The sequence below is a fragment of the Bremerella sp. P1 genome (assembly GCF_028748185.1).
In the GTDB taxonomy this organism is placed as follows: Bacteria; Planctomycetota; Planctomycetia; order Pirellulales; family Pirellulaceae; genus Bremerella.
In genome coordinates, this window is the sequence record NZ_CP118164.1 from 3,559,504 (window position 1) to 3,583,184 (window position 23,681).

Sequence of the window (23,681 nt, forward strand, 5' to 3'; positions counted from 1 at the left end):
ATTGGTTTCATGGCGGCAGAAAAGGTTCTCATCGGCGGAAAATGGCGAGACGCTGAGCATAACGAAACGTTTCAAGCCGAGAACCCCGCAAGCAAACAGGCACTACCTGAACAATATCCCATCAGCACGTGGAGTGATGTCGATCAGGTGCTGAGTGCCGCCGCCGGCGCGTTTCAGGAAATGCGCCAAATGGCGGTCGAGAAGCTGGAGTTGTTCCTGAATCGGTTTGCGGAACTACTCGACGAAAACAAGCAAGCGATCTGCGAACTGGCCAACACCGAAAGTGGCTTGCCTGTGTCGCCTCGCCTGCTGGATGTCGAGATGCCGCGAACGATCAATCAGCTTCGCCTGGCCGCCGCTGCGGCCGTCGATGGATCTTGGCGAGCGGCGACGATAGATACGAAAAGTGGAATCCGTTCGTACTTCGCAGGTATCGGTCCGGTTGCTGTCTTCGGCCCGAATAACTTTCCGCTGGCATTCAGTGGTGCTTCTGGCGGTGACTTTGCTGCGGCCATCGCTGCTGGTAATCCTGTCATCGTGAAGGCCAACCCGGCTCAGCCAGGGACCACCCGCGAGCTTGTGAAGCTTGCTCAGCAAGCCGCCGACGAATCCGGACTTCCGGCAGCTGCGGTGCAGTTGATCTATCACATGGCCAACGAAGATGGCTTGAAGTTCGTGGCCGACCCTCGGCTCGGGGCGATCGGCTTCACGGGCAGCAAGACCGCTGGGCTGAAGTTGAAGGAAGCTGCCGATAAGGTTGGAAAGCCAATTTACCTGGAAATGTCGAGCGTGAATCCGGTCGTGATCCTGCCAGGGGCATTGACAGAACGCGGCGATGCTCTCGTCGGCGAATTCCAAACGAGCTGTCTGATGGCAGCCGGTCAGTTCTGCACTAATCCCGGACTGGTCATTTTGTTGGAAGATGACCACTCGACCAAGTTCGTTGAAGCCGTGAAGACAGGCTTTGCCCAGGCTCCGAGCGGCACGCTTCTGACCAAAGGTGTTGAAGCAGGGCTGACTCAAAACCTGAAGGTCCTGATCGACGCCGGGGCGGATGTTGAAGCGAGTGGAAGTGGCGAAGGTTCATCGCAGGGATATACCTGTCCGAACACGTTGCTTTCGACCAGCGCCGAGAAGTTCTTGTCCAACGCGGAAACGTTCCAAACCGAGGCCTTCGGAAACTGCTCCCTGTTCGTCAAGGCAAAGAACCTGGCGGAAGTCTGCGAGGTGATCGACTCATTGGAAGGCAATCTGACCGGGACGATCTACTCGGATACGGACGGTAGCGATGATCCTGCCTATGATCAAGTCGCTCATCATTTGCGTCCGAAGGTCGGTCGTTTGATCAACGATAAGATGCCGACCGGGGTAGCCGTCAGTGCCGCCATGAATCACGGTGGTCCCTTCCCGGCGACTGGGCATCCAGGCTTCACTGCTGTAGGTATCCCGGCTTCGATTCATCGTTTCGCGGCCCTGCAGTGCTTCGACAATGTCCGAGCCAATCGCCTTCCGCGGGAACTCCAAGACGAGAACCCTACCGGCAAGACTTGGCGTTTTGTGGACGGAACGTGGACGCAAGATAGCATCGGCTAAGGCCATTGGTGCCTAGCGACGAAATTCCATCGCACTTCTTGGTGATTGCTGGAGTCGCGCTAAGGGATGCGTTATGATTGCGGTCAGCTGATTCGATGATGCTCCATCCCTTGTGCAATGTCTGCAAGTGAGAATACCACCCATGAATGACGCATTGTTGCTGTTTGCCCAACTCGACAACGAAGGCGGATCCATGTGGTACGTCTACGCTTTGGCGACGTTCATGCTGATCGTTTTCGGCATTGTGATTCTCATTGTCTTGCTGAACTACGGCCAACTCTGGTTTCAAGCGTACATGTCGAGTGCCGACGTTTCGCTATGGAGCCTCGTGGGCATGAGCTTGCGTCAGGTGAACAGCCGGCTGATCGTTAAAGCCAAGATTATGGCGAAGCAATCGGGCCTCGATATCGACCGCCGCAGTGGAATCAGTACCAAACGGCTGGAGGCCCACTACCTGGCCGGCGGTAATGTGATGCACGTGATTCACGCTATCATTGCGGCACAGCGCGCCGGGATCGACCTGGACTTTGATCGCGCCGCCGCCATTGACTTGGCCGGGCGTGATGTGGTGGACGCTGTGAAGACGAGCGTGCTCCCCAAGGTGATTGAGTGCCCTGATCCTCGCCGTAGTGGTAAGAGCACGCTTAGCGCGATCGCCAAGAATGGTGTCGAGCTTCGCGTTCGTGCCAAGGTGACGGTGCGAACTTCGCTCGAACAGTTGATCGGTGGTGCCACAGAAGAAACCGTGATCGCGCGTGTTGGCGAGAGTATTATTTCCGCGATTGGTTCGTCGGAACATCATACCCATGTGCTCGAGAATCCTGATGTGATTACCCGGGCAGTGCTCGCACGTGGTCTCGATGCTCATACGGCATACGAAATCGTTTCGATCGACATCGCCGATATCGACGTCGGCGAAAACGTCGGGGCTCGTCTGCAAAACGACCAGGCCGAAGCGGACACGCGTGTGGCTCGGGCTAAAGCTGAGCAGCGGCGTGCCGAGGCAATTGCATCGGAACAGGAAAACAAGGCCAAGGTCGCGATGAACCGCGCGAAGCTTGTCTTTGCAGAAGCCGAGGTTCCCAAGGCCATGGCCGAGGCATTCCGCAGCGGTAAGATGCACACCCAGGCAGAGAACGGTCAGGCTGGCTAAGAATAAGAATTTTGGTTTCGCCAGCCGCCAGGTTGGGGTCGCATTTATGAAACAAGCCATCGCAGGGCTTTCATTAAGTTCAGAACGCGAGTCGACAGCACTCATTGTCTGGCCGTCTGTTTCTGCGACCTCGATGGGGCAGTTTCTCGGTCGCTTGTACGAGAAGAAGGCAGGCGTTTCGTTCTTTACCGTTGGCAACCTTTTCGTGTTGCTCTCGATCCCCATCGCGATTCCGCTCTATCTGTGGAATGTTCTCCCGGTGGTAGGAACGCGGTATCGAGTTACGAATCGTCATGTGAATGTCGAGCGCGGCGTTCAAGGCGTCATGGAGCGGCAAATCGCGCTGGATCAGTTCGATCAAATCGAAGTGCGGCAAATGCCCGGCCAGGCCTGGTTTCGATCCGCCGATCTTGTCTTCTTCAAGGGGGAAGAGGAAGTCTTCTCACTGCCTGGAGTTCCCTACCCGGAAGGCTTTCGAACCGCGTGTCTTAAGGCCTCTATGACCTACCGCGGCTTTCAGGAGATCCACTCGCGTCAGGCGAGTGGTGCTTGATTAACGTCAAGATGCCCCTCGATCAGACGTACCAACCGGGCCAGCATTCGCGATCCACGGCGTATTTGGTTTTCGGCGTTGGTGTCTTCCATGTCGATTAGTGGGACATGGACGAACAGGCTACGGTCAGACAGCCCGCGTTGACGATAGATTTCCGTCGACCAATAGTAGGTCGCATTGCAGAGATAGGTCCCGGCGTGAAAGCTCACGGAGGTAGGAAGGTCGTGCTCTCGTAAGTCCTGGCACCAAGTATCCAGTGGTAATTGACTGGTAAATGCGGTCGGGCCGAGGGGACTTAGTGGTGAAGTCGGTGTCGTGGGATCGGACTTCAGGTTGAGCGCCACCATCTCGAGCTGATATTCATCGATCCTTGGTGACTGCCCCAGGTGCAGGGCAAAGTCGAACGAATCAGCATGCAGGTCACCCAGTCGTGGTTCGGCCAGTTCATAGTCGACTGGCAGTATTTCGGTCGTGAACACGACTCGCTCCGAGCCGGGACTATCCTCAGCCCAATGGCTAAGGATCTGCATCGATGCGTTGGTCGGGTACTGCAGGAAGGGCTCGAAGGCCGTTATCAGAATCCGATGCTTCATCAAAAGGCTTACTCAGTAGGTTGAACAGGAGACGGTCGACGCGGCTCGTATTTGCAGCAGTCGATCGGGCAGACATCGTGGGATGGGCCAAACTTGCCGATCGCCTCCTTTTCGTCAGTGATGCCAAGGCGTTCTTCGATCAGCTTGCGGATCATGCCAACGAACTTGGGATGGGTCCCGGCAGTCTTGGCGCGGGCCATCGCAATGCCAACTTCCTCGGCAAGTGTGGCTGCTTCGTCATCCAAATCATAGATAACTTCCATGTGATCGGAAACAAAGCCGACCGGAACGACCACAACTTGGCGTGCCGACTTTTGATCCGCGATCTCTTGAATAACGTCACATACGTCTGGTTCCAGCCATGGTTGTTGCGGAGGGCCACTGCGACTTTGATAAACGAGCGACCAGTCTTCGACTCCGACCGCTTCGGAAATCAGTCGCGAGCTTTCATGCAACTGCTTCTCATAGGCGCAATTAACCGCCATGGCGCTGGGAATGCTGTGCGCTGTGAACAGTACTTTTCGCTGGTCCGAGCCATCCTCAGGAAGTTCGCTGATGGCATCACGAACTCGATCTGCCATCGTCTCGACAAAGTCCGGATGATTATAGAAAGTCCGGATCTTGTCGAGCGTCATCTCTTCTTCCAGGCTCAGCTCTTTGAGTGCTCGCTGGATATCTTCGCGATACTGGCGGCAGCCTGAGTAGGAGCTGAAGATCGAGGTCACGAAGACCAGCACGTTGCGGTGTCCGTCAGCGTGCATCTGCTTCAAGGTATCTGGCAACAGCGGATACCAGTTGCGATTTCCCCAGTAAATAGGAAGTGCAATGTCGTGGGCTGCCAGTTCTGACTTCAGGGCTTCGATCAACGCTCGATTCTGATCGTTGATGGGGCTTTTGCCGCCGAAGTGATAATAGTGCTCCGCGACTTCCAGCATTCGCTCGCGGGGGACATTGCGACCGCGAAGCACGTTTTCGAGGAAAGGAATGACATCGTCCGGCTTCTCGGGGCCGCCGAAGGAGAGGACGAGTACGGCGTCGTAAGGTAAGTTTGTCATGTTGCTTGGCTATTAGCGTACGTGGCGGTAGATGAAAGAAAGCCTACCCGCAATCGTAGCGAGTGTTCAACTCACCCAGGGAAGTGTTGGGAAGCCAGCTGCGTGTTGAAGGCTCTTGCTTCACGCCACGGCATGGCTTGGGTACGTCCACAAAAAAAGCCTTCCGTCGAAAAGACGAAAGGCTTTAAAGTGACCCCTACGGGACTCGAACCCGTGTTACCGGCGTGAAAGGCCGGTGTCCTAGACCACTAGACGAAGGGGCCGTTTGTTGAAGGGCTTAAATATACCCAATGACGCACGATGTCTTCAAGGGGGTATGCCGCCGAGAAGTGAAAAACCTTTCAGGGCTAACCGAAAAGCTTCGAAACAGACAACCGCAGCAGAATACGGTATGAATTCGCGGACTTAATTGACGCTTGTTGTTTCAATGAGATAGGCGTTTTCGAGATTAATATCCGAACGACTATTCAGAATTTGTCGACGCATCGGTGGCCGACTGTCCGCTCTCATTGCGTTTGATCGCATCGTAAACTTCGCGGCGGTGTACAGGTACTTCCTTCGGGGCCTCGACCCCAAGTCGAACCTTATCGCCACGGATTTCAACAACGACAATGGTGATGTCGTTATTGATCACAATGCTCTCGTTTTTCTTCCTCGATAATACCAGCATTTTATGCTCTCCACGCAACCGCCAAGGGGGAATACTCTTTCATGATTTTGGCGGCACTGCCTTGTCGAATGCTTGAACCTTCTTGTAGCCTTCGGTAGACTTGAGCAGAAATCAAAAGGTTCGAGTCAAATCGACCTAATACAGCGACATCCTCGAAAATCTCCCAAACGCAACAAGAACAGCCTGTTGTGCGCGAGGAAACTCTCACTTCACTCTACGCGCTAAATTAGCCGCGTCAAGCAAGCAAATCTCGGACTTTAGTGAATTCTGGAGCCAGTCGCGAGGAATGTGCCGAAAAAACGGGAGTATTTGCCTTGGCTACCAAGGTTATCTAAGGTCCCTGATATTCGCGTAGATTGCCCCGCTAATTGGCCACTTGGTCTCACTTTGTCAGGAGGGGGAGAGTCGTTAATATGAGGTCGCTCACCGTTAACGCAAACTGAGGTCCTGTAAGGGAAAGCGACGCCGCTTTCGAGCTAATGATAGCCAACCGAATTCGTGCAAAGGGAAGGCATGCTTAGTTGGTGGAAAAATCTGATTCGCGCAATCACAACGGTCATTCAGGGCCTTTTAGTGACGCTCCGGGTTTGGAAGTCGACTTACGATCCAAGCCGAAAAACATTTACGGAGCACTTCGAATATCCGGAACTTCCCGCCCAAGTGGCCCCCCGCTATCGAGGGTTTCATCGCTTCGATGTCACGACCTGCATTGGTTGTGATCAATGTGCCAAGGCTTGCCCGGTCGACTGCATCTACATCGGCAAAGAACGTGTCGAGAACGGCAAGGGTTTCAAGCTGACGCATTTCACCATCGATTACACCAAGTGCATGTTCTGTGCTTTGTGTGTCGAGCCCTGCCCTGTCGACTGTATCTTCATGGGGGGAACACTCGACCTGAGTTCTTACAGCCGCGATGGTGCCTTTGTCGATTACTCTCGCCTGCCGATTGATGTTGCCTGGGGCCGAGCGACGTTGAATCCAACGGCTGTCGCCGAATCCAAAGCCGTGCTTCGTCCCGTGCATGGCGGACCGTCCGAGCAATCGGACTAGTTGCATAGTTTTCGTGTGGCCCCTTAAATGAGGTCATGCCAGCAATGCTGGGTCGTATCGTAGGTCACGCTTCCAAGTCATCTATCGCCCATGAGCTTATCAACCACGATTGTTGCCTATCTGATCCTGTTCACCGTAGCAGGCTTCGGTTTCGTGTTGATCAACCTGTTGTTGGGAAGCATCCTGCGGCCGAAGAATCCGCACGAGGAAAAGCTAGAGATTTACGAGTGCGGCGAACCAACCATCGGTTCTAGCTTCGTGCAGTTCGATCTGCGTTTCTACGTGGTCGCGTTGCTGTTCATTATCTTCGACGTGGAAGTGGCGTTCTTTTTTCCTTGGGCCGTTGTCTTTGGGAAGTCGACTCAACTGGCCAAGCCGGAAACGCCTGCGATTGTTGAGATGGAAGATGGTACACGTGTGATCGGCCCTGGTTACGCAGGCCTGATGATCGAGCTCGGATTGCCGGTCGGTGATGAGCAGCTGTTAGCATCGAAGGACGTTGCCCAAAGTAACGCCGAGGCCCAGTCTGCCGCGTCGAAATTAGTTTGGACCTGCGTAGCGGACATCATGGTCTTTTTCGCAGTCCTCATGGTTGGGTTTGCGTACGTTTGGAAACGTGGTGATCTCGATTGGGTGCGATCGATGGCTGGGCATGCGCACACGCGCACCAAATCTAAATCAAGCTGGCGAGACTCGACTCAAGTGGCAACAACGCCGTGATAGTTCCGGAAAGTAGTACGCAAGCATGATCGACGAAACCTTCATCGAGAAACTCAAGCAGCGTTTCGGAGAGAAGATTTCTGGTGCGAATCTTGAAAATGTCGATCCTTGGATCGAAGTCTCACCTGCTGGGTTGGTAGAAGTGTGCCGTTACCTCAAGGAGGAGCCTGCGATCGCGTTCGACTACCTGAATTCGATTTGCGTGGTCGACTATTGTGAGACAGACCCGAAGAAAGCTGCCAAGGCAAAGTGGCAACCTCACCTAGAAGTCGTTTATCACGTTTCCAGTATTCGCCATAAGACGACCGGCGTTATCAAAGTGATGCTTCCAAGGTGGAAGGATGACGTCGAAGGCAATATTCCGGAACTCCCTTCGGTTGCCAGCATTTGGAGAACTGCCGATTGGCACGAGCGCGAGGCTTACGACCTGTCCGGCGTGCTGTTTGTCGGGCATCACAATCTGAGGAGGATCTTGTGCCCGGAAGATTGGGTCGGACATCCTCTCCGCAAAGACTACGAAATGCCGCTCGAGTATCACGGAATCCGTGGACGCTAGTTCGTTGAAAGCCCGTTGAATGTCCAACGCGAATCATTCCGAAATCATTGAACTCGATGTTCGCACTGACGAGATGTTGGTGAACATGGGGCCGCAGCATCCGAGCACCCACGGTGTTCTGCGGCTCGTGTTGCGAACCGATGGCGAGGTTGTTTCGGAAGCCGTACCACACATCGGGTACTTGCACCGATGTGCCGAGAAGATCGGCGAGAATCTCACGCCGCGGCAATTTGTTCCCTATACCGATCGGATGGATTACCTGGCCGGTATGAACATGAATCTCGGTTGGTCGCTGGCAGTTGAGAAACTGCTGAACTACGACTTGCCTGAGAAAGTTCGGCACACGCGCGTGATGATCGCGGAACTGAACCGGATTGCTAGTCACTTGGTAGGCATGGGGACGTACGGATTAGACCTTGGAACGTTTAGTCCGTTTCTCTATGCGTTTCGCGAACGAGAGAAGATTCTCGATCTGTTGGAATGGGTCTGCGGAGCGCGGCTTACCTATAGCTATATCACGCCAGGAGGCGTGACGGCGGACTTGCCGTCGGATTGGATTGATAAGTGCAGCCAGTTTCTGGATCAATTCGAGCCCCAGATTCCTGACTATCACACGCTGCTGACCACCAATGCCATCTTCATCAAGCGAACCACAGGCATTGGAATCATGTCGGCCGATATGGCAATTGCGTACGGTTGCTCGGGGCCTGTGCTACGAGGTTCCGGCGTCGATCACGACCTGCGTCGGGATGGTGAGCCTCGCTACACATCGATGTATGAGGGATACGAATTCGAGGTGATCGTCGAGAAAAGTGGCAGCTATCCCAAAGACCAGGTTTATCCGACGGTTCCAGATGAGGCCGTGCTGGGTGATTGTTGGCACCGTTTCTACGTGCGGATGCTTGAGGTGATTCAAGCTATCAAACTGATCCGGCAGGGAATGGACTTTTATCGTAAGGCGAGCGGCGACTGGGGTACGCCCATCAAGCTGGCGACCAAATTGCCCCAAGGCGAGGCCTATCTCGAGACGGAATGTCCTCGGGGGCAGATGGGTTTTTATGTTGTCTCCGACGGTGGCGACTCGATTCCTCGCCGAGCCAGGGCTCGCAGCAGCTGTTTCAGTAATCTTTCCGTGGTGGAAGAGCTTTGTCGTGGCGGGTTGATCGCCGACATCCCGGCAATTGTTGGATCGCTAGATATTGTCATGGGGGAAATCGATCGCTGATTCGCCGGCGACTCGCTGAGAAAGTTCGAGATTGACGGCTAAGTAGTTTTCGCCGGGGGCCTGGACCGGTATCATGAGGAACCGGGAAAAGACAGTGTTTTGCCCCGATTTTTTACGCACAAGGAAAGCGCGCACGTGGGAGAGTTCTTCGCAGGTTGGTTTCCTGCAGGATGGGAATTCCTGGGGTACACGGTCGCCGCGCTGATTCAAGCTTTCTTGCTGGTCAATGTGATCGCTCTTGGTGCGTTCGTATTCATCTGGGCTGAACGAAAAGTCTCTGGCCGTATTCAAGATCGCCTGGGACCAACTCGCACTGGCGGAGCATTTGGGTGGCTTCAATCGCTGGCCGACGGGATCAAGCTTCTCTCAAAGGAAGACTTGATGCCGAAGGATGCTGATCCCATCCTCTTCAAGCTCGCTCCCTACGTGGCGTTCGCTGCCAGTTTTTCTGCGTTCATGGCCCTCCCCTTCGCTTCCGGCTGGGTGGCTTTGCATCTGAATATTGGCCTGTTTTTCCTGATCGCTGTTCTAGGCTTAGAAGTCTTCGGCGTGATCTTGGCAGGCTATTCATCCGGTTCGAAGTGGTCACTGTTTGGTGCCATGCGACAGGCAGCCCAGGTCGTTAGTTATGAAGTGCCGCTGGGAATCTGTGTGATCGTTCCCTTGATGATCTGTGGAACAATGGACCTGGTGGCCATCGGTGATCAGCAGCGTGGCTTGTTTACCAATTGGCTCATCTTCCACGATCCTTTCATCTTCGTCGTCTTCTGGGTTTACTTCACCTGTGCCGTTGCGAGCGTGAATCGAGCCCCGTTTGACTTGGCCGAAGCTGAAAGTGAACTCGTTGCCGGTTTTCTCACCGAGTATTCCGGTATGCGGTGGAGCCTGTTCTTCATGGCCGAGTATGGCTCGATGATCCTGGTTTCGGCTTTGGCCGCCATCCTGTTCTTCGGTGGGTGGAACGGCCCGATTCCCATCTTCAGTGCCTTGATGGATTGGTTCCCTGACTACCTCGGCAATTGCTGGTGGTTTAGCTCGATCGCCAATATGTTTGGTGTTCTCTGCCTTTTATTAAAAGCATCTATCGGCGTGATTGCCATGATGTGGGTGCGTTGGACGTTTCCTCGCCTGCGTGTCGATCAGGTGATCACGATGTGTCTGAAGTACTGCGTTCCGATCGCGGCCGTCTGCTTATTGGGCGTGATGTTCTGGACTGCACTGGGCGTTCCTTTCTTCAACGATCTATTACCGGCTCAAGAGCGGTCACTGGTTCGCGAAGGCTGGTTTAAAACCGGCGAGAAGCAAGCCGATGCACTCCTTGAGTCGCTTTCGGCTTCCACCGACGAGGAAGGAGACGTTGAATGACTCCCCTTCTCGCAGCGACCAGTGAAGTGGCGATCAACTGGCACACGGTGATGTTCTATGTCATTTCGTTGTGTGCTTGCGGATTTGCCGTAATCGTGGCGATGACGAACAACATCGTGCGTATGGCATTCGCGTTGATTGTCAGCCTGGCGGCAACCAGCGGTTTGCTGTTTCTCGCGGGAGCCTATTTCGTCGGCGCTATGCAGTTGATGATCTACGTGGGCGGAACGGTCGTGCTGTTGATATTCGGCGTGATGCTCACCGCGCAAAAGGCGTTCATCACAATGCGGACCCAAGCAGGCGACTGGATCCTGGGCTTGCTCGTTGGCGGGACCTTGTTGGCCGTTTTAGTGCAACTGGTTTTTCTGATTCCACAGTGGCAAAGCTCAGATTATCAGTCCGTCGCCGATAAGCAGTTGCTGGCTTTCGCAGAGGAGCTTAAGAGTCAGCAAGATCGCGGAGAAGAGATTACCCCAGAGCAGCGGCGCAAACTGGAACTGTTGGCAGCGAAGGCCAGCGAAGGAATGCCGCAGCGAACCGGAGAGATTGGTTTGGCCCTGGTCGGCGTGCGGGCGGACAAGATTGAAAGTGAAGAAACCGGATTGGCGGGTTACCTGCTTCCCTTTGAAATCATTTCGGTGCATTTGTTGGTGGTGTTGGTCGGGGCAGCGTACTTGGCCAGAGCGAAACGGCATCATCACGGAGGCGACCACCTATGAGCTTTCTGAGCGAACCGATCGGATTATCGCACTACCTGGCGGTCGGAGCATTTCTGTTCGTCACCGGCATCGTGTGTATGGCCACCAAGCGGAATGCCTTGGGCATTTTGATGGGCATTGAACTGGTGCTCAACGGAGCGATCGTCAACTTCGTGGGCTTTGCGAGTCCTTACTTTCGTGATGAGAACCTGGGGTTGGATGGACATCTAATCGCGCTGTTTGTCATCGTGTTGGCGGCAGCAGAAGCGGCGGTTGCTTTGGCGATTGCCCTGAACTTTTACAACAACCATGCGACCATCGATGTCGATCGTGCAGATGAACTGAAAGGTTGATGGAAGTTTTCCTGCCGTACCTCCCGAGCTTGCTGGCGACCGCGGTTTTGCTACCGTTGGTGTCGTTCTGCGTGATCCTCCTGGCCGGTAGGTGGCTGGGTGATCGCGGGAAGCCTGCAGGATGGATTGCGACCAGCGCGATTCTCGCCTCGACGATCCTGTCATTCTTCTCCGCTGGTGTCTGGTTCGCTGTTCACCAGACGCCTGTCCCGCACGCGATGGGTGACCTGCATCATGTTGCCGAGCATCACGCCCCACCGGTAATTACGAGCAACGGCTACACGCTCGCGAGTTTCGCCGGAGCCGATGTTAGTATCAATTACTACATCGATGCGCTGACGATCCTCATGTTTTGCATGGTGACATTCATTGCTACCTGCATTCATTTCTACTCGACCGGCTACATGCACGAAGAACTGCATGACGTAGTGGATAACGAAGCGCTACTGGCGGATGGCGAGTCTCTGCATCGGCCTGGTCGGTACGCTCGATTCTTTCAGGCGTTTTCCCTGTTCTGCTTTAGCATGCTGGGGCTGGTGATTTCCGGAAACTTCCTGATGACGTTTGTCTTCTGGGAATTGGTCGGGCTCTGCTCCTGGTTTCTGATCGGTTTCTACGTCGAACGCCAGTCCGCATCGACCGCTGCCAATAAAGCCTTCATAGTCAATCGAGTCGGCGACTTTGGTATGCTGATCGGGCTGATGGCTTTGTGGGCGAGCTTAGGAACGCTCAATTTCGGCGATGTGCCTGATTCGAGTGATGGCGTGTTTTCGCAGATGCGGAGCGAAGTACACCACTACGCACTCGAGGTGCCTGATGGCATGGTCCGCCTGGCGGCTGCGGATCGAATCAACGAGATCGCACTGACCTCAAGTAAACCGCTAAGCCAAGAGCAATTGACGGCGAAGGTCGATGCGTCGATTGAAACATGGCGCGATGGTGCGGCTGATGGCGACACGACGAAGTACGGCTATACGCTGCTCATGGTAGCCGGCCTCGGAATCTTCTGTGGGTGCGTTGGCAAGAGTGCTCAGTTCCCGCTGCATGTCTGGCTGCCTGATGCTATGGAAGGTCCGACGCCTGTGTCCGCTCTGGTGCACTCGGCCACGATGGTCGCAGCAGGCGTGTTCTTGGTTGCCCGGTCGTATCCGATCTTCTTGCCAGAAGTCTTGCTGGTGATTGCCTGCGTTGGCTGCATTACGTTATTCCTCGGAGCGACGATTGCCTTGGTCGCGACCGACATCAAACGGGTGCTTGCCTATTCGACGGTCAGTCAGTTGGGCTACATGATGTTGGCGCTGGGGGTCGGTGGTTGGGCCGCTGGCGTGATGCATTTGATAACTCATGCCTGTTTCAAAAGCTTGCTGTTTCTGTGCTCAGGCTCGGTGATTCATGCAGTGCAAACCAACGAAATGCCCCGCATGGGCGGACTCATTCGCAAGATGCCGTGGACTGGGTATACGATGCTCGTCGGCTGCCTGGCGATCTCCGGCATCGGAATCCCTTCGATCATAGGGCTGCCGATCGGTCTGAGTGGCTTCTACTCGAAGGACGCCATCCTGGAACAGGTCTTTTCCTTTCGGTATCTCAATCCCGTTTGGGGGTCGTTCTTCTTTGCGACCGCTTGCGGTGGAGCATGTTTGACAGCGTTTTATATGTTCCGAATGTGGTACTTGACGTTTCTCGGTGAGCCACGTTCTGACCACAAACACCAGCACGCGCACGAATCGCCTAAAACGATGGTGGTACCGCTCGTCTTGCTGGCGATTCTAGCAGTGGTTGTCGCCTGGCCGATCTATGATTGGGTCGGTCTGCCGACGCTTTCCCGCACGATCGAACAGGCACGGCCAGCAGGTATCTGGCAAGACATGGTTGGCAGCCACTGGGATGTCACGATGCCGGAAGAGTCCAAAGGTCACGTCGCCGCAGTGAAAGGGCCGGTTGGCGTTTTGGCATTCGGAGCAGCGATCAGCGGCATCTTGTTGGCATCGGTGTTTTATCTGTGGAAGACCTTGGACCCAGCGGACGTGCGGCGTTCGTTCGATCCGCTGTATCGTGTCCTAGTGAATAAGTGGTACTTCGATGAAGTCTATCAGGCGGTCTTCGTTCGCGGGACGTTGGCGGTGGCGGCCTGTGTGGCATGGTTTGATCGACAGGTGATCGACCGACTGATCGATGGTTCAGCGTGGCTGGCAGTGGGCTTTGCCCGGCTTTCCGATAACTGGATCGACCGCCGTGGTGTCGATGGTTTCGTGAACTGGTTCTCGCGACAGACCTATCGACTGGGCAGCAGCTTGCGGATGCTACAGACAGGAAGTTTGCGTCAGTATGTCATGCTGATCGTTGTCAGTACCGTAGCGTTGTTTTTGATTCTGAGTTTTTGGACCTATTCCCTGGCTCGGTAGCAGCTAATGTTTTGCCCTTGAGGCACACGTATGGATAACCTGACAAATTTCATGGTGACGTCGCTGATCTTCACGCCCGTGGTGGGTGCGATCGTCTTGTTGTTTTTCCCCTCGGAAAACAAGTCGCTGCTGCGCTGGTTTACGTTGCTCGTTACGGTGCTCGTCTTGCTGCCGACGCTCTGGATTGCGCTGCCATGGAGTGAGGCCCTTAGTTTTGAGATCAATGAAGCCGGGGTTCAAAACGTCGTTCAAACTTCGTGGATTCCATCGTTCGATATTCAATTCTTTCTGGGCATCGATGGGATTAGTTTTCCGCTGCTGATGCTCACGGCGTTGATTTCCTTCCTGGCGATGGGTGCTAGTTGGACGATCGACAAATACGTGAAGAGCTACTGCGTGCTTTACCTGTTATTGTTGGCTGGCATGATGGGGGTGTTCCTGTCGCTCGACTTTTTCTTGTTCTACATCTTCTGGGAAGTCATGCTGCTGCCGATGTACTTCTTGATCGGTGTGTGGGGCGGACCACGTAAAGAATACGCGGCGATCAAGTTCTTCTTGTACACGCTATTTGGTAGTGTGTTGATGCTGATCGCGCTCTTGATGCTGTACTTCAATAGCGATCTGCGACAGCTCTCGGCAGATCAACTTGCCACCGCGCATATCGCTGCCTGGGATGAAGCTGGCCAACTACTATCGGCTGAGGATTACAAAACCAAGATTGATGCCAGCGAGTATCCGGTACACACATTCAATATTCTGGCTCTCCAGCAACTCGGTCAGCACACCGACGTATTCGACCAGGTGCTCATGTTCGGTAAGTCGATTCAGTGGTGGGCGTTTGTCCTGCTGTTTATTGGCTTCATCATCAAAGTCCCCAGTGTGCCACTGCATACCTGGTTGCCGGATGCCCACGTCGAAGCTCCTACCCCCATCTCGATGATCTTGGCTGGCGTGCTGCTGAAGATGGGGGGCTACGGCATCGTGCGGATCTGCTATCCCATCTGCCCAGATGCGGGTTACGATCTGGTTTGGGTCGTATGTTCGATCGGGGTGATCAGCATGGTCTACGGGGCTTTTGCGGCTCTGGCCCAATCGGACTTCAAGCGAATGGTTGCCTACAGTTCGGTGAGCCATATGGGTTATGTCGTGCTGGGGCTGGGTGTGTGGAGTGCCACGGCTGGAGCCGTCTTTGACCCGGTCTCGTGGAGCATGGGCGTTAAAGGCGCATTGTTCCAGATGATCGGTCATGGAATCAGTTCAGCCGGGATGTTCTTCATGGTCGGTGTGATTTATGACCGCGTCCATCATCGTGATTTGAATCAGTTCGGAGGCTTATACGGCAAGATGCCTGTTTATACCGCGATGGCAATGCTCTTGTTTTTCGCTGGGCTAGGGTTGCCGGGTCTCTGTGGCTTTATTGGCGAAGTCTTCGTTGTCCTTTCGGTTTGGAAACTGAGCGCCACATTGGCGGCGATTTCGGCAGCGGTTGTCATCCTGACGGCGGCGTACATCCTGTGGGCGATCCAGCGCGTTTATCTGGGGCCCGAATACCGAGGCCCGCACCAGGAAGAGCTATCGGAGATCAATCTGCGAGAAATGGCCATTGCCCTGCCCCTTTGTGTCCTTGCGGTTGTCCTAGGGATCTTTCCGGCGACGATGTTCCGATACATGGATGCCACGGTGGATCAACAGGTATCCGACTTGGTCGAGTGGACCGAGGACGTGAAGCTTCCCAAGCTTCGAGCCGAACGAGAAGAAGCTGATAAAGACGTTGCCGCGAACGCTCCCTAAGTAGAATCACAGCCTGCATGTTCTTCACCCTTGTGAATCACCTGACGTCCGATACCTTTGCCAGCCTCCCCGGGTTTGGGGTAGAGCTGGTATTGTGCGTGACGATTGTTGTGATTCTCTTGGCTCGCATGTTCCCGTTTTCTGAGCGAATCGACTCGACCTGGTTCGCTCTGCTAGGAACGCTGGTTGCCCTTTGTGTGTTGTCGCCGCTGGCCCCTTGGGACATTTCGCAAAGTCCGGCTCGCATGGTCAGCATCGGTGAGATGCCGCGGGTAGAAATCTTCACCGGCATGCTTGTTCACGATGGATTCACGGTTGTCATCAAGACATTCTTACTGGTCTTCCTGCTGCTCTTCTTTGTTCTCGTAAAGCTGACCCGGGCACATCGCAAGCCCGATAGCCCTGACTTCTCGACGCTTGTCTTAGGTTCGGCCCTGGGGATGTGCCTGATGGTGTCGGCCAACCATATGTTGATGATCTTCCTTGCGATCGAGATGGCTTCGGTTCCTTCGTATGCCATGGTGGCGATCCATCGTCACGATCGAAAAGGATCGGAGGCCGCGCTGAAGTATGCCGTGTACGGGGCAGGCACCGCTGGGGTGATGTTATATGGAATCAGTCTACTGGCCGGCATGCTGAATTCGGCGCATGTGCCAACGATGGCGTTGCACCTCGCGCAAATGGCAGCCGCCGGAATCACGCCGGCTGAGAGCGTGATCCTGGTGATGGCCATGCTGATGATTCTGGTGGGTGTGGCGTTCAAACTGTCGGCCGTTCCGTTTCATCAGTGGTGTCCCGATGTGTTTGAAGGGGCGACCGCCGAAGTTGGCGCGTTCCTTTCGGTGGCATCGAAAGCTGCCGCCTTGGCACTTTTGGTTCGCTTGTCAGTCGGACTGACGTGCTTGGAAAGTGCTCCCCTTGAGTTGATTTCATGGGGCGATGGAAGTGAGTTGAACGTTCCTGACTCTGCCGAGTTAGTTGGCCTGGCATTGGGTTCTGTGCAAAACTTAGTCGCTTGGGTGATTGCCGTGATGGCGGCGGTAACTTGTACGTTTGGAAATCTAGCAGCCTTCGCTCAGACAAACATCAAGCGGCTCTTGGCTTATTCCACAATTGCGCACGCAGGCTACATGATGATGGCTGTGCCTGCCGTGCTCGCTCTCGTCTCAATCGATACCTACGTGGCCGGCCAGTGTGTTGGCTATCTGGCACTTTATATTGCCGTTTATCTATTGATGAATCTCGGAGCGTTCGCCGTCGTGGCCATGGTCCGTGATGTCACCGGAAGTGAAGAGATTCGCGACTATGCCGGGATGATTCATCGCAGCAAGTCGTTCACGATTTGCCTGACGGTGATGCTGGTCAGTCTCGTCGGTCTTCCGCCGCTGGCCGGTTTTATTGGCAAGTTTGCAGTCTTTGCCGGACTAGCTCGCGGATACCTGGCAAGTGGCGAAACGTACCTGGTCGCTTTGCTTGTGATTGGTTGCGTCAACACGGCGATCAGCTTGTTCTACTATCTTCGGATCGTGAAAACGATGACGATCGACTCGGCCGAAGCGGACACGGCACCGTTGCGAAGTTCGCCGAGTATTCTGCAGGCAGGCTATCTGTGGTTGTTAGCGGTGCCTGTCATGGTGTTGATTGTCGGTTGGGATTTTCTGAACGTTTGGATTCAGCAGGCCGTTCTCGGTTTGATCTCGTGATGCTGAAGGTGTATTGCTGCTAATGTTACCTGCCAAACAATTTGAATTGCTGAACCAGGTCGCCGCTTTGCATCATCGTTCATTGCCGACCTATTTGACGTATGCGCGTCCCTGGGTAAGGAGCGGTAGCGAAGCGAACGCGGCCATCATCGAAGATATCGCAGCCGACCATCACGACCTGGTCCAGCGAATTCTGCGAGTTCTTGAAGCGGATGACCGGCCCGTGATGCTGGGCGATTTTCCGATGAACTATACCGACCTGAACGATCTTTCTCTCGACTTTATTCTGCAGGAACTAATGCATTACGAGCGTCGCCTGCTGAAGACTTTGGAAGAGATTGCCAGCTGGATGGATCGAGATCAGTCGTCGTATCTCTTGGTGAATATGGCGATTGGGATGGCTATGGGGCATCTGGAGAACCTGGCCGAGGCAAACGGCGATTCGCCTGCGATGAAAGCGTAACGGTCGTTTCGTCGCAGCTTCGTCCGCGTTACCATGGACCGTTTCTTATTCGCTGTTTTAAGCTGAGAGAAGAGTAACCAACGTGGAATGGATTGACACGCACGCCCATTTGTTCGACGAAGGGCTCCTGCCGCAAATTGAGGACGTATTGTCTCGAGCCCAAGAGGCGGGCGTGGGGACGATTGTGGCCATCGGTACCACTCTGGAAGATAGCCGGATCTGCGTCGAGCTGGCCGAGCGATTTCCACAGGTCTACGCTTCGGTGGGGATTCATCCCAATCATAGTGCCGAGGCCAAAGATGGCGATCTCGATCAGGTTGAGCAGTTGATTTCTCATCCCAAGGTGGTCGCCGTTGGAGAGACAGGCCTCGATCGATACTGGGACTTCGCCCCGATCGAACTTCAGAAAGAGTACCTGCAGTGGCATGTGGAAAAGTCGAGGGCGTACAAGAAGCCGCTCGTGATTCACATGCGAGATTGTGAAGATGACATCATCGAGTGGTTAGAGTCCTCGAAGAAAGAGGGGCCGCTTTCCGGAATTCTGCATTCGTATACTGGCAACGCCCAGTTGGCCGAACTAGGTGTCGCGTGTGGCATGCATATTAGCTTTGCAGGAATGCTGACGTTCAAGAGGAACCAGGAGCTTCGCGACGTGGCGAAAACGATTCCAGTCGATCGTTTACTCGTAGAAACCGACTGTCCTTACCTGAGCCCTGAGCCATGCCGTAAACAGAGGCCCAATGAGCCGGCACTCGTTGTTCACACGGGAACATGTCTGGCGAATGAGCGGGGTGTTGAACCCTCGGAGATGGCAAGTATCACGACGGCAAACGCGCGAAAGCTGTTCGGCATCGCGGAATCGTAAAGTTGCCGCTACGACTGCCTGCGGTTGAGAGAGCCTGCGACTGCGTTAGAATACGGAATCGACTCACGACTTTTTGCTTCCCCTACCCTAGGACAACTTTCCGATGGTTAAGACCGCCAGTACCATGCTTCCGCTGGGAACGCCTGCTCCCGATTTTTCCCTTCTGAACGTCGACTCGAAGACGGTCTCGCTTGCTGACTTTGCAGATGCCAAGGCATTGGTCGTGATCTTCATGTGCAATCACTGTCCATTCGTGAAACATTTGGCAGATGCTTTGGCCGACTTTGGTCGTGAATGCCAGGCGAAGGGTGTTGCCGTAGTGGCGATCAGTTCCAACGACGTTGCCAACTACCCGGACGATTCCCCAGAACAGATGGTTCACGAAGCCGAAAACCGCGGCTACACGTTTCCTTACCTGTATGACGAAGATCAGAGTGTTGCCAAAGCCTACAAAGCGGCCTGCACGCCGGACTTCTATGTCTTTGACGGCGAGATGAAGCTTGCTTATCGCGGGCAGTTCGACGCCAGCCGTCCAGGTAACGACATCGCTGTCTCTGGCGACGATCTTCGCAAGGCGGTTGATGCCGTAGCCGCAGGCAATCCTGTGCCGGAACCACACATGCCCAGCATCGGCTGCAACATCAAATGGATCGCCGGGAAGGAACCGGAATACTTCAATCCCGCCGGTGCGGCTTAGTGGACCGATTCGGTCAAACGGTTGATTCTTCGGAACCAGCGGCCTTGGATAGTCTTGCTCCTTCAGACAGGATGCGGACCATCTCGGCCGCTGATCCTGTTTCTTGTAACAACTTCCGCTGCTGCGCTGCCCAGCTAGGGCGATTTGCGATGACGTTGCAGTGTTCAAGCTGGTCGGCACATTGAAGCCGTTTGGCGACCGGTGCCAGGTTGGTCACCAGACGCTTGGTCATCTCAGGCACCGTTTCGACATCGAACGTGAACGAGTTAACCAAGCGGGCCGCAGTGCCAAAGCGGGCCGCACGCCACTTGTTCTGTCGAACCATCATTGGGTGACAATCGTGTTGGTAGGCTCCTTCGTCGATCTGTCGCGAAAGATACACGATCAGGCACTGGGTCATGGCGGTCAGAGCCAGCACATCTTCCAGGCTGCCCGGCATGTCACAGATGCGAACTTCAACCGTTCCAAAGTTATGGTGAGGGCGAACGTCCCACCAGATTTCCCGGATGGTATTGATAAAGCCAGTATCGACCATGTGATTCACGATCCATACGTATTCACTCCAGTTACGCATCAGGGTCGGAATGCCAGCGGTGGGCAATCCTTCCATGATCTTACTGCGATGAGATGACAGGCCTGTGTCGCGTCCTTCCCAGTAAGGGCTCGAACTGGAAAGGGCCAACAGCAGAGGAAGGTATTGCATGATGCGATCACAGAGCATGACCGCTTTGTCGCCAGATTCGACCCCGACATGCACATGCAAACCTTGGGTGACCAGGCGTCTGGCCATCTCTTGCAGAAGCTCCAGCAAGTCCAGGTAACGCTGGTTGGGTGTGACTTGTTGATCCTTCCATCGCGAGAAGGGATGCGTGGCAGCCCACCAAAGTTTCAGCCCCAACTTGTCGAGAACCGTCTCGATGCGCTTGATCTTGTCGGAAAGATCCTGTTCGGCTTCGCCAACGGTGTGGCATATGCCTGTGTTGATCTCCAGGCAGCACTGCATCAGTTCGGGCTTGTACTGCCCTTTTTCCTCTTCCGGCAATTGATCGAGGATCGTCTGAACGGCGGACGATAGGTGCATCGTCTTGCTATCGACCAGACCTAATTCCAACTCAACACCAAGGGTCGGGTAATTGTTGGCGCGAAACTCAATTTTCGACATGTGGGGCATCCTAGTCTGAAGCCGAATCGGGAGAAGAAGTCGTCCGAGACTGTAGCAGTCGGGTATTGAATCGCGAGCCAGGCTCGAAGCAGGCAATCACGCTGCGAGCAAGTAAGTTGGCTCCCAGGGGCAAAACACGTTCATCGATATCGAACTTTGTGCTGTGCAGAAGCGGCCAGTTACTTGAACCTGGGATGGCACAACCGAGCCGAAGCATGGCTCCCGGCACATGGTCCAGGTAGAACGCGAAGTCTTCCCCTCCCATGCTGGCGCGCGGGACATCGTAGATCGCAGGCATGCCTAGTAGCTCGACACAGTTCTCTCTTAGCAAGTCGATCACGTTGCCATCATTTCGAACCGCAGGCGTTCCCAGGTCGAAGCTGACCTCAATTTCCGTTTGGGTGGCCATCGCAATACCGTCGGCAATCCGGTGGATGTGGCGGATCGTCTCGGTGCGTGTCTGAGCCTGCAGGGTTCGCATGGTGCCCTGCAGTTCGACTGTTTCAGGGATGACGTTGGCACTCGTTCCGCCATGAATCTGTCCAAAGCTGACGACAACCGCTTCGTGTGTTTGCGTGACGCGAGGTAACGCCAGATAGAGCGTGTTGATCAGTTGAGCCGCAGCGGCAATTGGATCGTTGGCTTCGTAGGGCCGGGCTCCGTGGCCACTAGAGCCATGGATAGTGATGCGAATCTCTTCGCAATTGGCGGTAAGCTCACCTTTGCGAAATCCGACTTTGCCAAAGGGAAGGCCAGGCTCCATGTGCGTCGCGAAGATGGCCGAAACATCTTCGAGAGCTCCGGCCTTGATCATCGCTTTCGCGCCCACGCAGGTTTCTTCCGCAGGCTGAAAGATAAAGCGAGCCCTGACCGGCCAGGGCAGTTCGTTGTTCTTCGCTAACGCTTGGATCGCCTCTGCCGCCCCGAGGACCAGCGTGGTGTGGGCGTCGTGACCGCAGGCATGCATGACGCCGTCGACCTGGCTGCAATAGTCGACCTTTTTGCAGTCATGAATACGGAGGGCGTCGATGTCACCCCGTAGTGCGATGGCGGTAGAACCTTCGCCTTCAAAGGTGTCGAGATCAGCGATAACACCACGACCTTCGGGTCCCATGCGGACCGATAGACCTAGGTCGCCCAGGATTTGATAGAGAGAGAGGCTAGTCTGGAATTCTTCGCCAGAAACTTCGGGAAAGCGATGCAAGTTACGGCGAAATTGAACGAGGTGATCGCTATTCTGGTCGATCTCCGCACTCAGTCGCGATTGCCAAGCTGTCATGCTGCGGGAACTTTCCTGTCAAGTCAGTGAATCTCGGTACTCCAATATTAACATGCAATTGGAGTACCGATCACCATCAATTTGGAAAGGAATTCCGCGCTGACCTTGGCCGACTAGCCGTCAACAAATTCCGGCGTGATCAATTCAGGAATGGCTCCTACTTCGTAGCCTTCCTTCAAGAAGCGAGTCACCGACTCGCGGCCACGCTCGCCGAAGTCGATCGTCCAGTCATTGACGTACATCCCGACGAACTTGTCGGCGAGTTGATTGTCGAGGCCACGACCGAATTGCAACGCGTAATCGAGCGCTGGCTGACGATGTTCCAGGCCGTAGACGATGCTCTCTTTCAGCAGACGAGTAACTTCCCGAATGGTCTCATCGCCCAGGTCCTTGCGAATGCCGTTGGCGCCTAACGGAAGTGGAAGGCCATCGGTACGATCGTGCCACCACACGCCCAGGTCGACAAGCAATTGCAAGTCTTGGCGTTGGTAGGTGAGCTGACCTTCATGAATGATCAGACCGGCATCAACTTGCTTGCCTTGGTACTCGCCGGCCGCGGTGACTTCGATGATTTCGTCGAAAGGGACCACGACGTGCTCAAATTCCTGTCCCAGATACATCCGCAATCCAAGGAAGGCCGATGTCAGCGTACCGGGGACGGCAATCGTCTTGGTCTTCAACTCATCTTGCGTGAACTTCTGCTTGGCGATCACCATGGGGCCGTAGTTGTCCCCCATGCTTGCACCGCACGAACAGATCGCATACTTGTCATGCAAGTGAGCGTACGCATGGATGCTGATCGCGGTCAATTCCAACTCGCCAGAAAAGGCGCGCCGGTTGAGCGTTTCAATATCGACCAATTCGTGCTCGAACCGATAGTTGCCGGTATCGATCTTGTCGCAGGCCAAAGCGTAGAACATGAAGGCATCGTCCGGGTCAGGACTGTGCCCAACGCGGATCAGTTTTTTCTCGGCCAAGATACTAGGTCCCTGGTTGGGGTGAAGCAGTAAAAATCAAACCATCCATTGTTGCGTGGATTGGTGTTTTCCATCAACCAGGGAACCGGTGCGAATCTGGCCGGATAACACGCCTTTTTGGGCGTAAGTTACGCTCTGTAACGCGATTAGGCGTCAAATGAGATGCCGCCACCAGAGTTGGGGTAGTAGTCGGCACCACTATCGTAGCCATACGAGCTAGGTGGACGCTGCTCGATCGCCTCGGAATTGGTAATCTCTTCGGGCGTTCCCATCATTTCTTCCGCATCGGAAGAGGTGATTTCTCGCTCGCTTTCACTGGGACGCTCAGGAGCCTCGGGCATCTGTTGGCAGAGCTCTTCCCAGGTTTGCCGTTCCTCATTTAGAACGTTCAGGACGCCATCGAGACGGTTGTACTCGTCTTTGGCATGTAGATCGGTGAGTTCCTGAAACAGAAAGAAGTAGATCCCGGCAACATTCTGCATCAATTCGCTGCCATCATTCTTGATGCTGCACAGAATCTGCGCGACGATTTCTCGACAACGCATCAGGCGTTCCCAGGCCTCTTCCTTCTCTTGCTGTTCGCTCAGTTGCCGAGCTTGATAGGCAAAACGAATCGCCCCGTTGATCATCATCAACTGAAGCTTTTGGGGAGTTGCCGTGAGGACTTCCGTTTCCAGATAGTTTTCTGTCGAATCGCTAGCAAAGCTCATGGATACCAACTTGGGTCAGTCGAGGGTCGAAGAGTTGGGTCTATC

23 protein-coding genes and 1 tRNA gene are annotated in these 23,681 nt (G+C 54.6%); 16 read left to right on the plus strand and 8 right to left on the minus strand.

All coding sequences use genetic code 11. The features are described 5' to 3' along the window. Window positions 1-9: 9 nt before the first annotated feature. The 3 genes from PSR63_RS14970 (at window position 10) to PSR63_RS14980 (ending at window position 3,299) form a co-directional block, all read left to right on the plus strand. Window positions 10-1,593 (plus strand): aldehyde dehydrogenase (NADP(+)), encoded by a 1,584-nt coding sequence (locus tag PSR63_RS14970; RefSeq protein WP_274326482.1) that lies wholly within the window; start codon window positions 10-12, stop codon window positions 1,591-1,593. 193 nt (window positions 1,594-1,786) lie between these two features. After that, a complete protein-coding gene (gene floA / locus PSR63_RS14975) occupies window positions 1,787-2,746 on the plus strand; it encodes a flotillin-like protein FloA (RefSeq protein WP_196782451.1) in 960 nt (319 codons plus the stop codon). Between the two features lie 46 nt (window positions 2,747-2,792). Then, the gene (locus PSR63_RS14980) at window positions 2,793-3,299 is read left to right on the plus strand and encodes a PH domain-containing protein (RefSeq protein ID WP_274326483.1); all 507 of its coding nucleotides are present in this window, start codon (window positions 2,793-2,795) and stop codon (window positions 3,297-3,299) included. Here the strand turns inward: PSR63_RS14980 and PSR63_RS14985 are convergent. From PSR63_RS14985 to csrA, 4 genes are all read right to left on the minus strand, one after another. Further along, window positions 3,281-3,892, minus strand: a complete 612-nt coding sequence (locus PSR63_RS14985; RefSeq protein WP_274326484.1) for a pyroglutamyl-peptidase I family protein — start codon at window positions 3,890-3,892, stop codon at window positions 3,281-3,283. The two genes, PSR63_RS14980 and PSR63_RS14985, sit on opposite strands and share 19 nt — an antisense overlap. Before the next feature lie 8 nt (window positions 3,893-3,900). Continuing rightward, window positions 3,901-4,947 carry a ferrochelatase gene (locus PSR63_RS14990; protein ID WP_274326485.1) on the minus strand — a complete coding sequence of 349 codons (1,047 nt, stop codon included), beginning with the start codon at window positions 4,945-4,947 and terminating at the stop codon, window positions 3,901-3,903. A gap of 190 nt (window positions 4,948-5,137) precedes the next feature. Further along, window positions 5,138-5,210, minus strand: a tRNA-Glu gene (locus PSR63_RS14995). A gap of 200 nt (window positions 5,211-5,410) precedes the next feature. Beyond that, complete coding sequence (csrA, locus tag PSR63_RS15000; protein WP_274326486.1) at window positions 5,411-5,617, minus strand: carbon storage regulator CsrA; 207 nt, start codon at window positions 5,615-5,617, stop codon at window positions 5,411-5,413. A gap of 513 nt (window positions 5,618-6,130) precedes the next feature. On the opposite strand from csrA, the gene PSR63_RS15005 reads away from it, so the two are divergent. The 13 genes from PSR63_RS15005 (at window position 6,131) to PSR63_RS15065 (ending at window position 19,508) form a co-directional block, all read left to right on the plus strand. After that, window positions 6,131-6,667: an NADH-quinone oxidoreductase subunit I gene (locus PSR63_RS15005; RefSeq protein WP_274326487.1), complete on the plus strand. Its 537-nt coding sequence runs from the start codon at window positions 6,131-6,133 to the stop codon at window positions 6,665-6,667. Between the two features lie 90 nt (window positions 6,668-6,757). Next, window positions 6,758-7,387 (plus strand): NADH-quinone oxidoreductase subunit A, encoded by a 630-nt coding sequence (locus PSR63_RS15010; RefSeq protein WP_274326488.1) that lies wholly within the window; start codon window positions 6,758-6,760, stop codon window positions 7,385-7,387. 25 nt (window positions 7,388-7,412) lie between these two features. Continuing rightward, entirely contained in the window at window positions 7,413-7,943 is a 531-nt protein-coding gene (locus PSR63_RS15015; protein WP_274326489.1) for an NADH-quinone oxidoreductase subunit C, read from the plus strand. A 19-nt stretch (window positions 7,944-7,962) separates the two neighbouring features. Further along, window positions 7,963-9,168: an NADH-quinone oxidoreductase subunit D gene (locus tag PSR63_RS15020; RefSeq protein ID WP_274326490.1), complete on the plus strand. Its 1,206-nt coding sequence runs from the start codon at window positions 7,963-7,965 to the stop codon at window positions 9,166-9,168. Window positions 9,169-9,303: 135 nt separating this feature from the next. Then, window positions 9,304-10,533, plus strand: a complete 1,230-nt coding sequence (gene nuoH, locus PSR63_RS15025; RefSeq protein WP_274326491.1) for an NADH-quinone oxidoreductase subunit NuoH — start codon at window positions 9,304-9,306, stop codon at window positions 10,531-10,533. After that, a complete protein-coding gene (locus PSR63_RS15030) occupies window positions 10,530-11,252 on the plus strand; it encodes an NADH-quinone oxidoreductase subunit J family protein (protein ID WP_274326492.1) in 723 nt (240 codons plus the stop codon). The genes nuoH and PSR63_RS15030 overlap by 4 nt, the downstream gene beginning before the upstream one ends. Then, window positions 11,249-11,584, plus strand: a complete 336-nt coding sequence (gene nuoK / locus PSR63_RS15035) for an NADH-quinone oxidoreductase subunit NuoK (protein ID WP_274326493.1) — start codon at window positions 11,249-11,251, stop codon at window positions 11,582-11,584. Before PSR63_RS15030 ends, nuoK begins: the two co-directional genes overlap by 4 nt. Beyond that, window positions 11,584-13,989: an NADH-quinone oxidoreductase subunit L gene (nuoL, locus tag PSR63_RS15040; protein WP_274326494.1), complete on the plus strand. Its 2,406-nt coding sequence runs from the start codon at window positions 11,584-11,586 to the stop codon at window positions 13,987-13,989. Before nuoK ends, nuoL begins: the two co-directional genes overlap by 1 nt. A gap of 30 nt (window positions 13,990-14,019) precedes the next feature. Continuing rightward, window positions 14,020-15,780, plus strand: coding sequence for a complex I subunit 4 family protein (locus PSR63_RS15045; protein ID WP_274326495.1), 1,761 nt, complete (start codon window positions 14,020-14,022; stop codon window positions 15,778-15,780). 17 nt (window positions 15,781-15,797) lie between these two features. Then, complete coding sequence (locus tag PSR63_RS15050) at window positions 15,798-17,483, plus strand: NADH-quinone oxidoreductase subunit N (protein WP_274326496.1); 1,686 nt, start codon at window positions 15,798-15,800, stop codon at window positions 17,481-17,483. Window positions 17,484-17,505: 22 nt separating this feature from the next. After that, entirely contained in the window at window positions 17,506-17,946 is a 441-nt protein-coding gene (locus PSR63_RS15055) for a hypothetical protein (protein WP_274326497.1), read from the plus strand. 82 nt (window positions 17,947-18,028) lie between these two features. Then, a complete protein-coding gene (locus tag PSR63_RS15060; RefSeq protein WP_274326498.1) occupies window positions 18,029-18,811 on the plus strand; it encodes a TatD family hydrolase in 783 nt (260 codons plus the stop codon). Window positions 18,812-18,914: 103 nt separating this feature from the next. Next, the gene (locus PSR63_RS15065) at window positions 18,915-19,508 is read left to right on the plus strand and encodes a thioredoxin family protein (protein WP_274326499.1); all 594 of its coding nucleotides are present in this window, start codon (window positions 18,915-18,917) and stop codon (window positions 19,506-19,508) included. A gap of 13 nt (window positions 19,509-19,521) precedes the next feature. Here PSR63_RS15065 and PSR63_RS15070 read toward each other — a convergent pair whose 3' ends face one another. The 4 genes from PSR63_RS15070 to fliS all read right to left on the minus strand — a co-directional run bounded on the left by PSR63_RS15070 (window position 19,522) and on the right by fliS (window position 23,636). Continuing rightward, window positions 19,522-20,670 carry a carboxylate-amine ligase gene (locus PSR63_RS15070; RefSeq protein WP_274326500.1) on the minus strand — a complete coding sequence of 383 codons (1,149 nt, stop codon included), beginning with the start codon at window positions 20,668-20,670 and terminating at the stop codon, window positions 19,522-19,524. Window positions 20,671-20,680: 10 nt separating this feature from the next. Continuing rightward, window positions 20,681-21,949, minus strand: coding sequence for a M20 metallopeptidase family protein (locus tag PSR63_RS15075; protein ID WP_274326501.1), 1,269 nt, complete (start codon window positions 21,947-21,949; stop codon window positions 20,681-20,683). A 113-nt stretch (window positions 21,950-22,062) separates the two neighbouring features. Continuing rightward, window positions 22,063-22,926 (minus strand): MqnA/MqnD/SBP family protein, encoded by an 864-nt coding sequence (locus tag PSR63_RS15080; protein WP_274326502.1) that lies wholly within the window; start codon window positions 22,924-22,926, stop codon window positions 22,063-22,065. Window positions 22,927-23,072: 146 nt separating this feature from the next. After that, window positions 23,073-23,636 (minus strand): flagellar export chaperone FliS, encoded by a 564-nt coding sequence (fliS, locus tag PSR63_RS15085; RefSeq protein WP_274326503.1) that lies wholly within the window; start codon window positions 23,634-23,636, stop codon window positions 23,073-23,075. Between the last annotated feature and the right edge of the window lie 45 nt (window positions 23,637-23,681).

Coding starts and splice junctions, on each gene's coding strand:
- PSR63_RS14970 (WP_274326482.1), top strand. CDS start 10: ATGGCGGCAGAAAAGGTTCTCATCGGCGGAAAATGGCGAGACGCTGAG.
- floA (WP_196782451.1), top strand. CDS start 1,787: ATGTGGTACGTCTACGCTTTGGCGACGTTCATGCTGATCGTTTTCGGC.
- PSR63_RS14980 (WP_274326483.1), top strand. CDS start 2,793: ATGAAACAAGCCATCGCAGGGCTTTCATTAAGTTCAGAACGCGAGTCG.
- PSR63_RS14985 (WP_274326484.1), bottom strand. CDS start 3,892: ATGAAGCATCGGATTCTGATAACGGCCTTCGAGCCCTTCCTGCAGTAC.
- PSR63_RS14990 (WP_274326485.1), bottom strand. CDS start 4,947: ATGACAAACTTACCTTACGACGCCGTACTCGTCCTCTCCTTCGGCGGC.
- csrA (WP_274326486.1), bottom strand. CDS start 5,617: ATGCTGGTATTATCGAGGAAGAAAAACGAGAGCATTGTGATCAATAAC.
- PSR63_RS15005 (WP_274326487.1), top strand. CDS start 6,131: ATGCTTAGTTGGTGGAAAAATCTGATTCGCGCAATCACAACGGTCATT.
- PSR63_RS15010 (WP_274326488.1), top strand. CDS start 6,758: ATGAGCTTATCAACCACGATTGTTGCCTATCTGATCCTGTTCACCGTA.
- PSR63_RS15015 (WP_274326489.1), top strand. CDS start 7,413: ATGATCGACGAAACCTTCATCGAGAAACTCAAGCAGCGTTTCGGAGAG.
- PSR63_RS15020 (WP_274326490.1), top strand. CDS start 7,963: ATGTCCAACGCGAATCATTCCGAAATCATTGAACTCGATGTTCGCACT.
- PSR63_RS15030 (WP_274326492.1), top strand. CDS start 10,530: ATGACTCCCCTTCTCGCAGCGACCAGTGAAGTGGCGATCAACTGGCAC.
- nuoK (WP_274326493.1), top strand. CDS start 11,249: ATGAGCTTTCTGAGCGAACCGATCGGATTATCGCACTACCTGGCGGTC.
- nuoL (WP_274326494.1), top strand. CDS start 11,584: ATGGAAGTTTTCCTGCCGTACCTCCCGAGCTTGCTGGCGACCGCGGTT.
- PSR63_RS15045 (WP_274326495.1), top strand. CDS start 14,020: ATGGATAACCTGACAAATTTCATGGTGACGTCGCTGATCTTCACGCCC.
- PSR63_RS15050 (WP_274326496.1), top strand. CDS start 15,798: ATGTTCTTCACCCTTGTGAATCACCTGACGTCCGATACCTTTGCCAGC.
- PSR63_RS15055 (WP_274326497.1), top strand. CDS start 17,506: ATGTTACCTGCCAAACAATTTGAATTGCTGAACCAGGTCGCCGCTTTG.
- PSR63_RS15065 (WP_274326499.1), top strand. CDS start 18,915: ATGGTTAAGACCGCCAGTACCATGCTTCCGCTGGGAACGCCTGCTCCC.
- PSR63_RS15070 (WP_274326500.1), bottom strand. CDS start 20,670: ATGTCGAAAATTGAGTTTCGCGCCAACAATTACCCGACCCTTGGTGTT.
- PSR63_RS15075 (WP_274326501.1), bottom strand. CDS start 21,949: ATGACAGCTTGGCAATCGCGACTGAGTGCGGAGATCGACCAGAATAGC.
- fliS (WP_274326503.1), bottom strand. CDS start 23,636: ATGAGCTTTGCTAGCGATTCGACAGAAAACTATCTGGAAACGGAAGTC.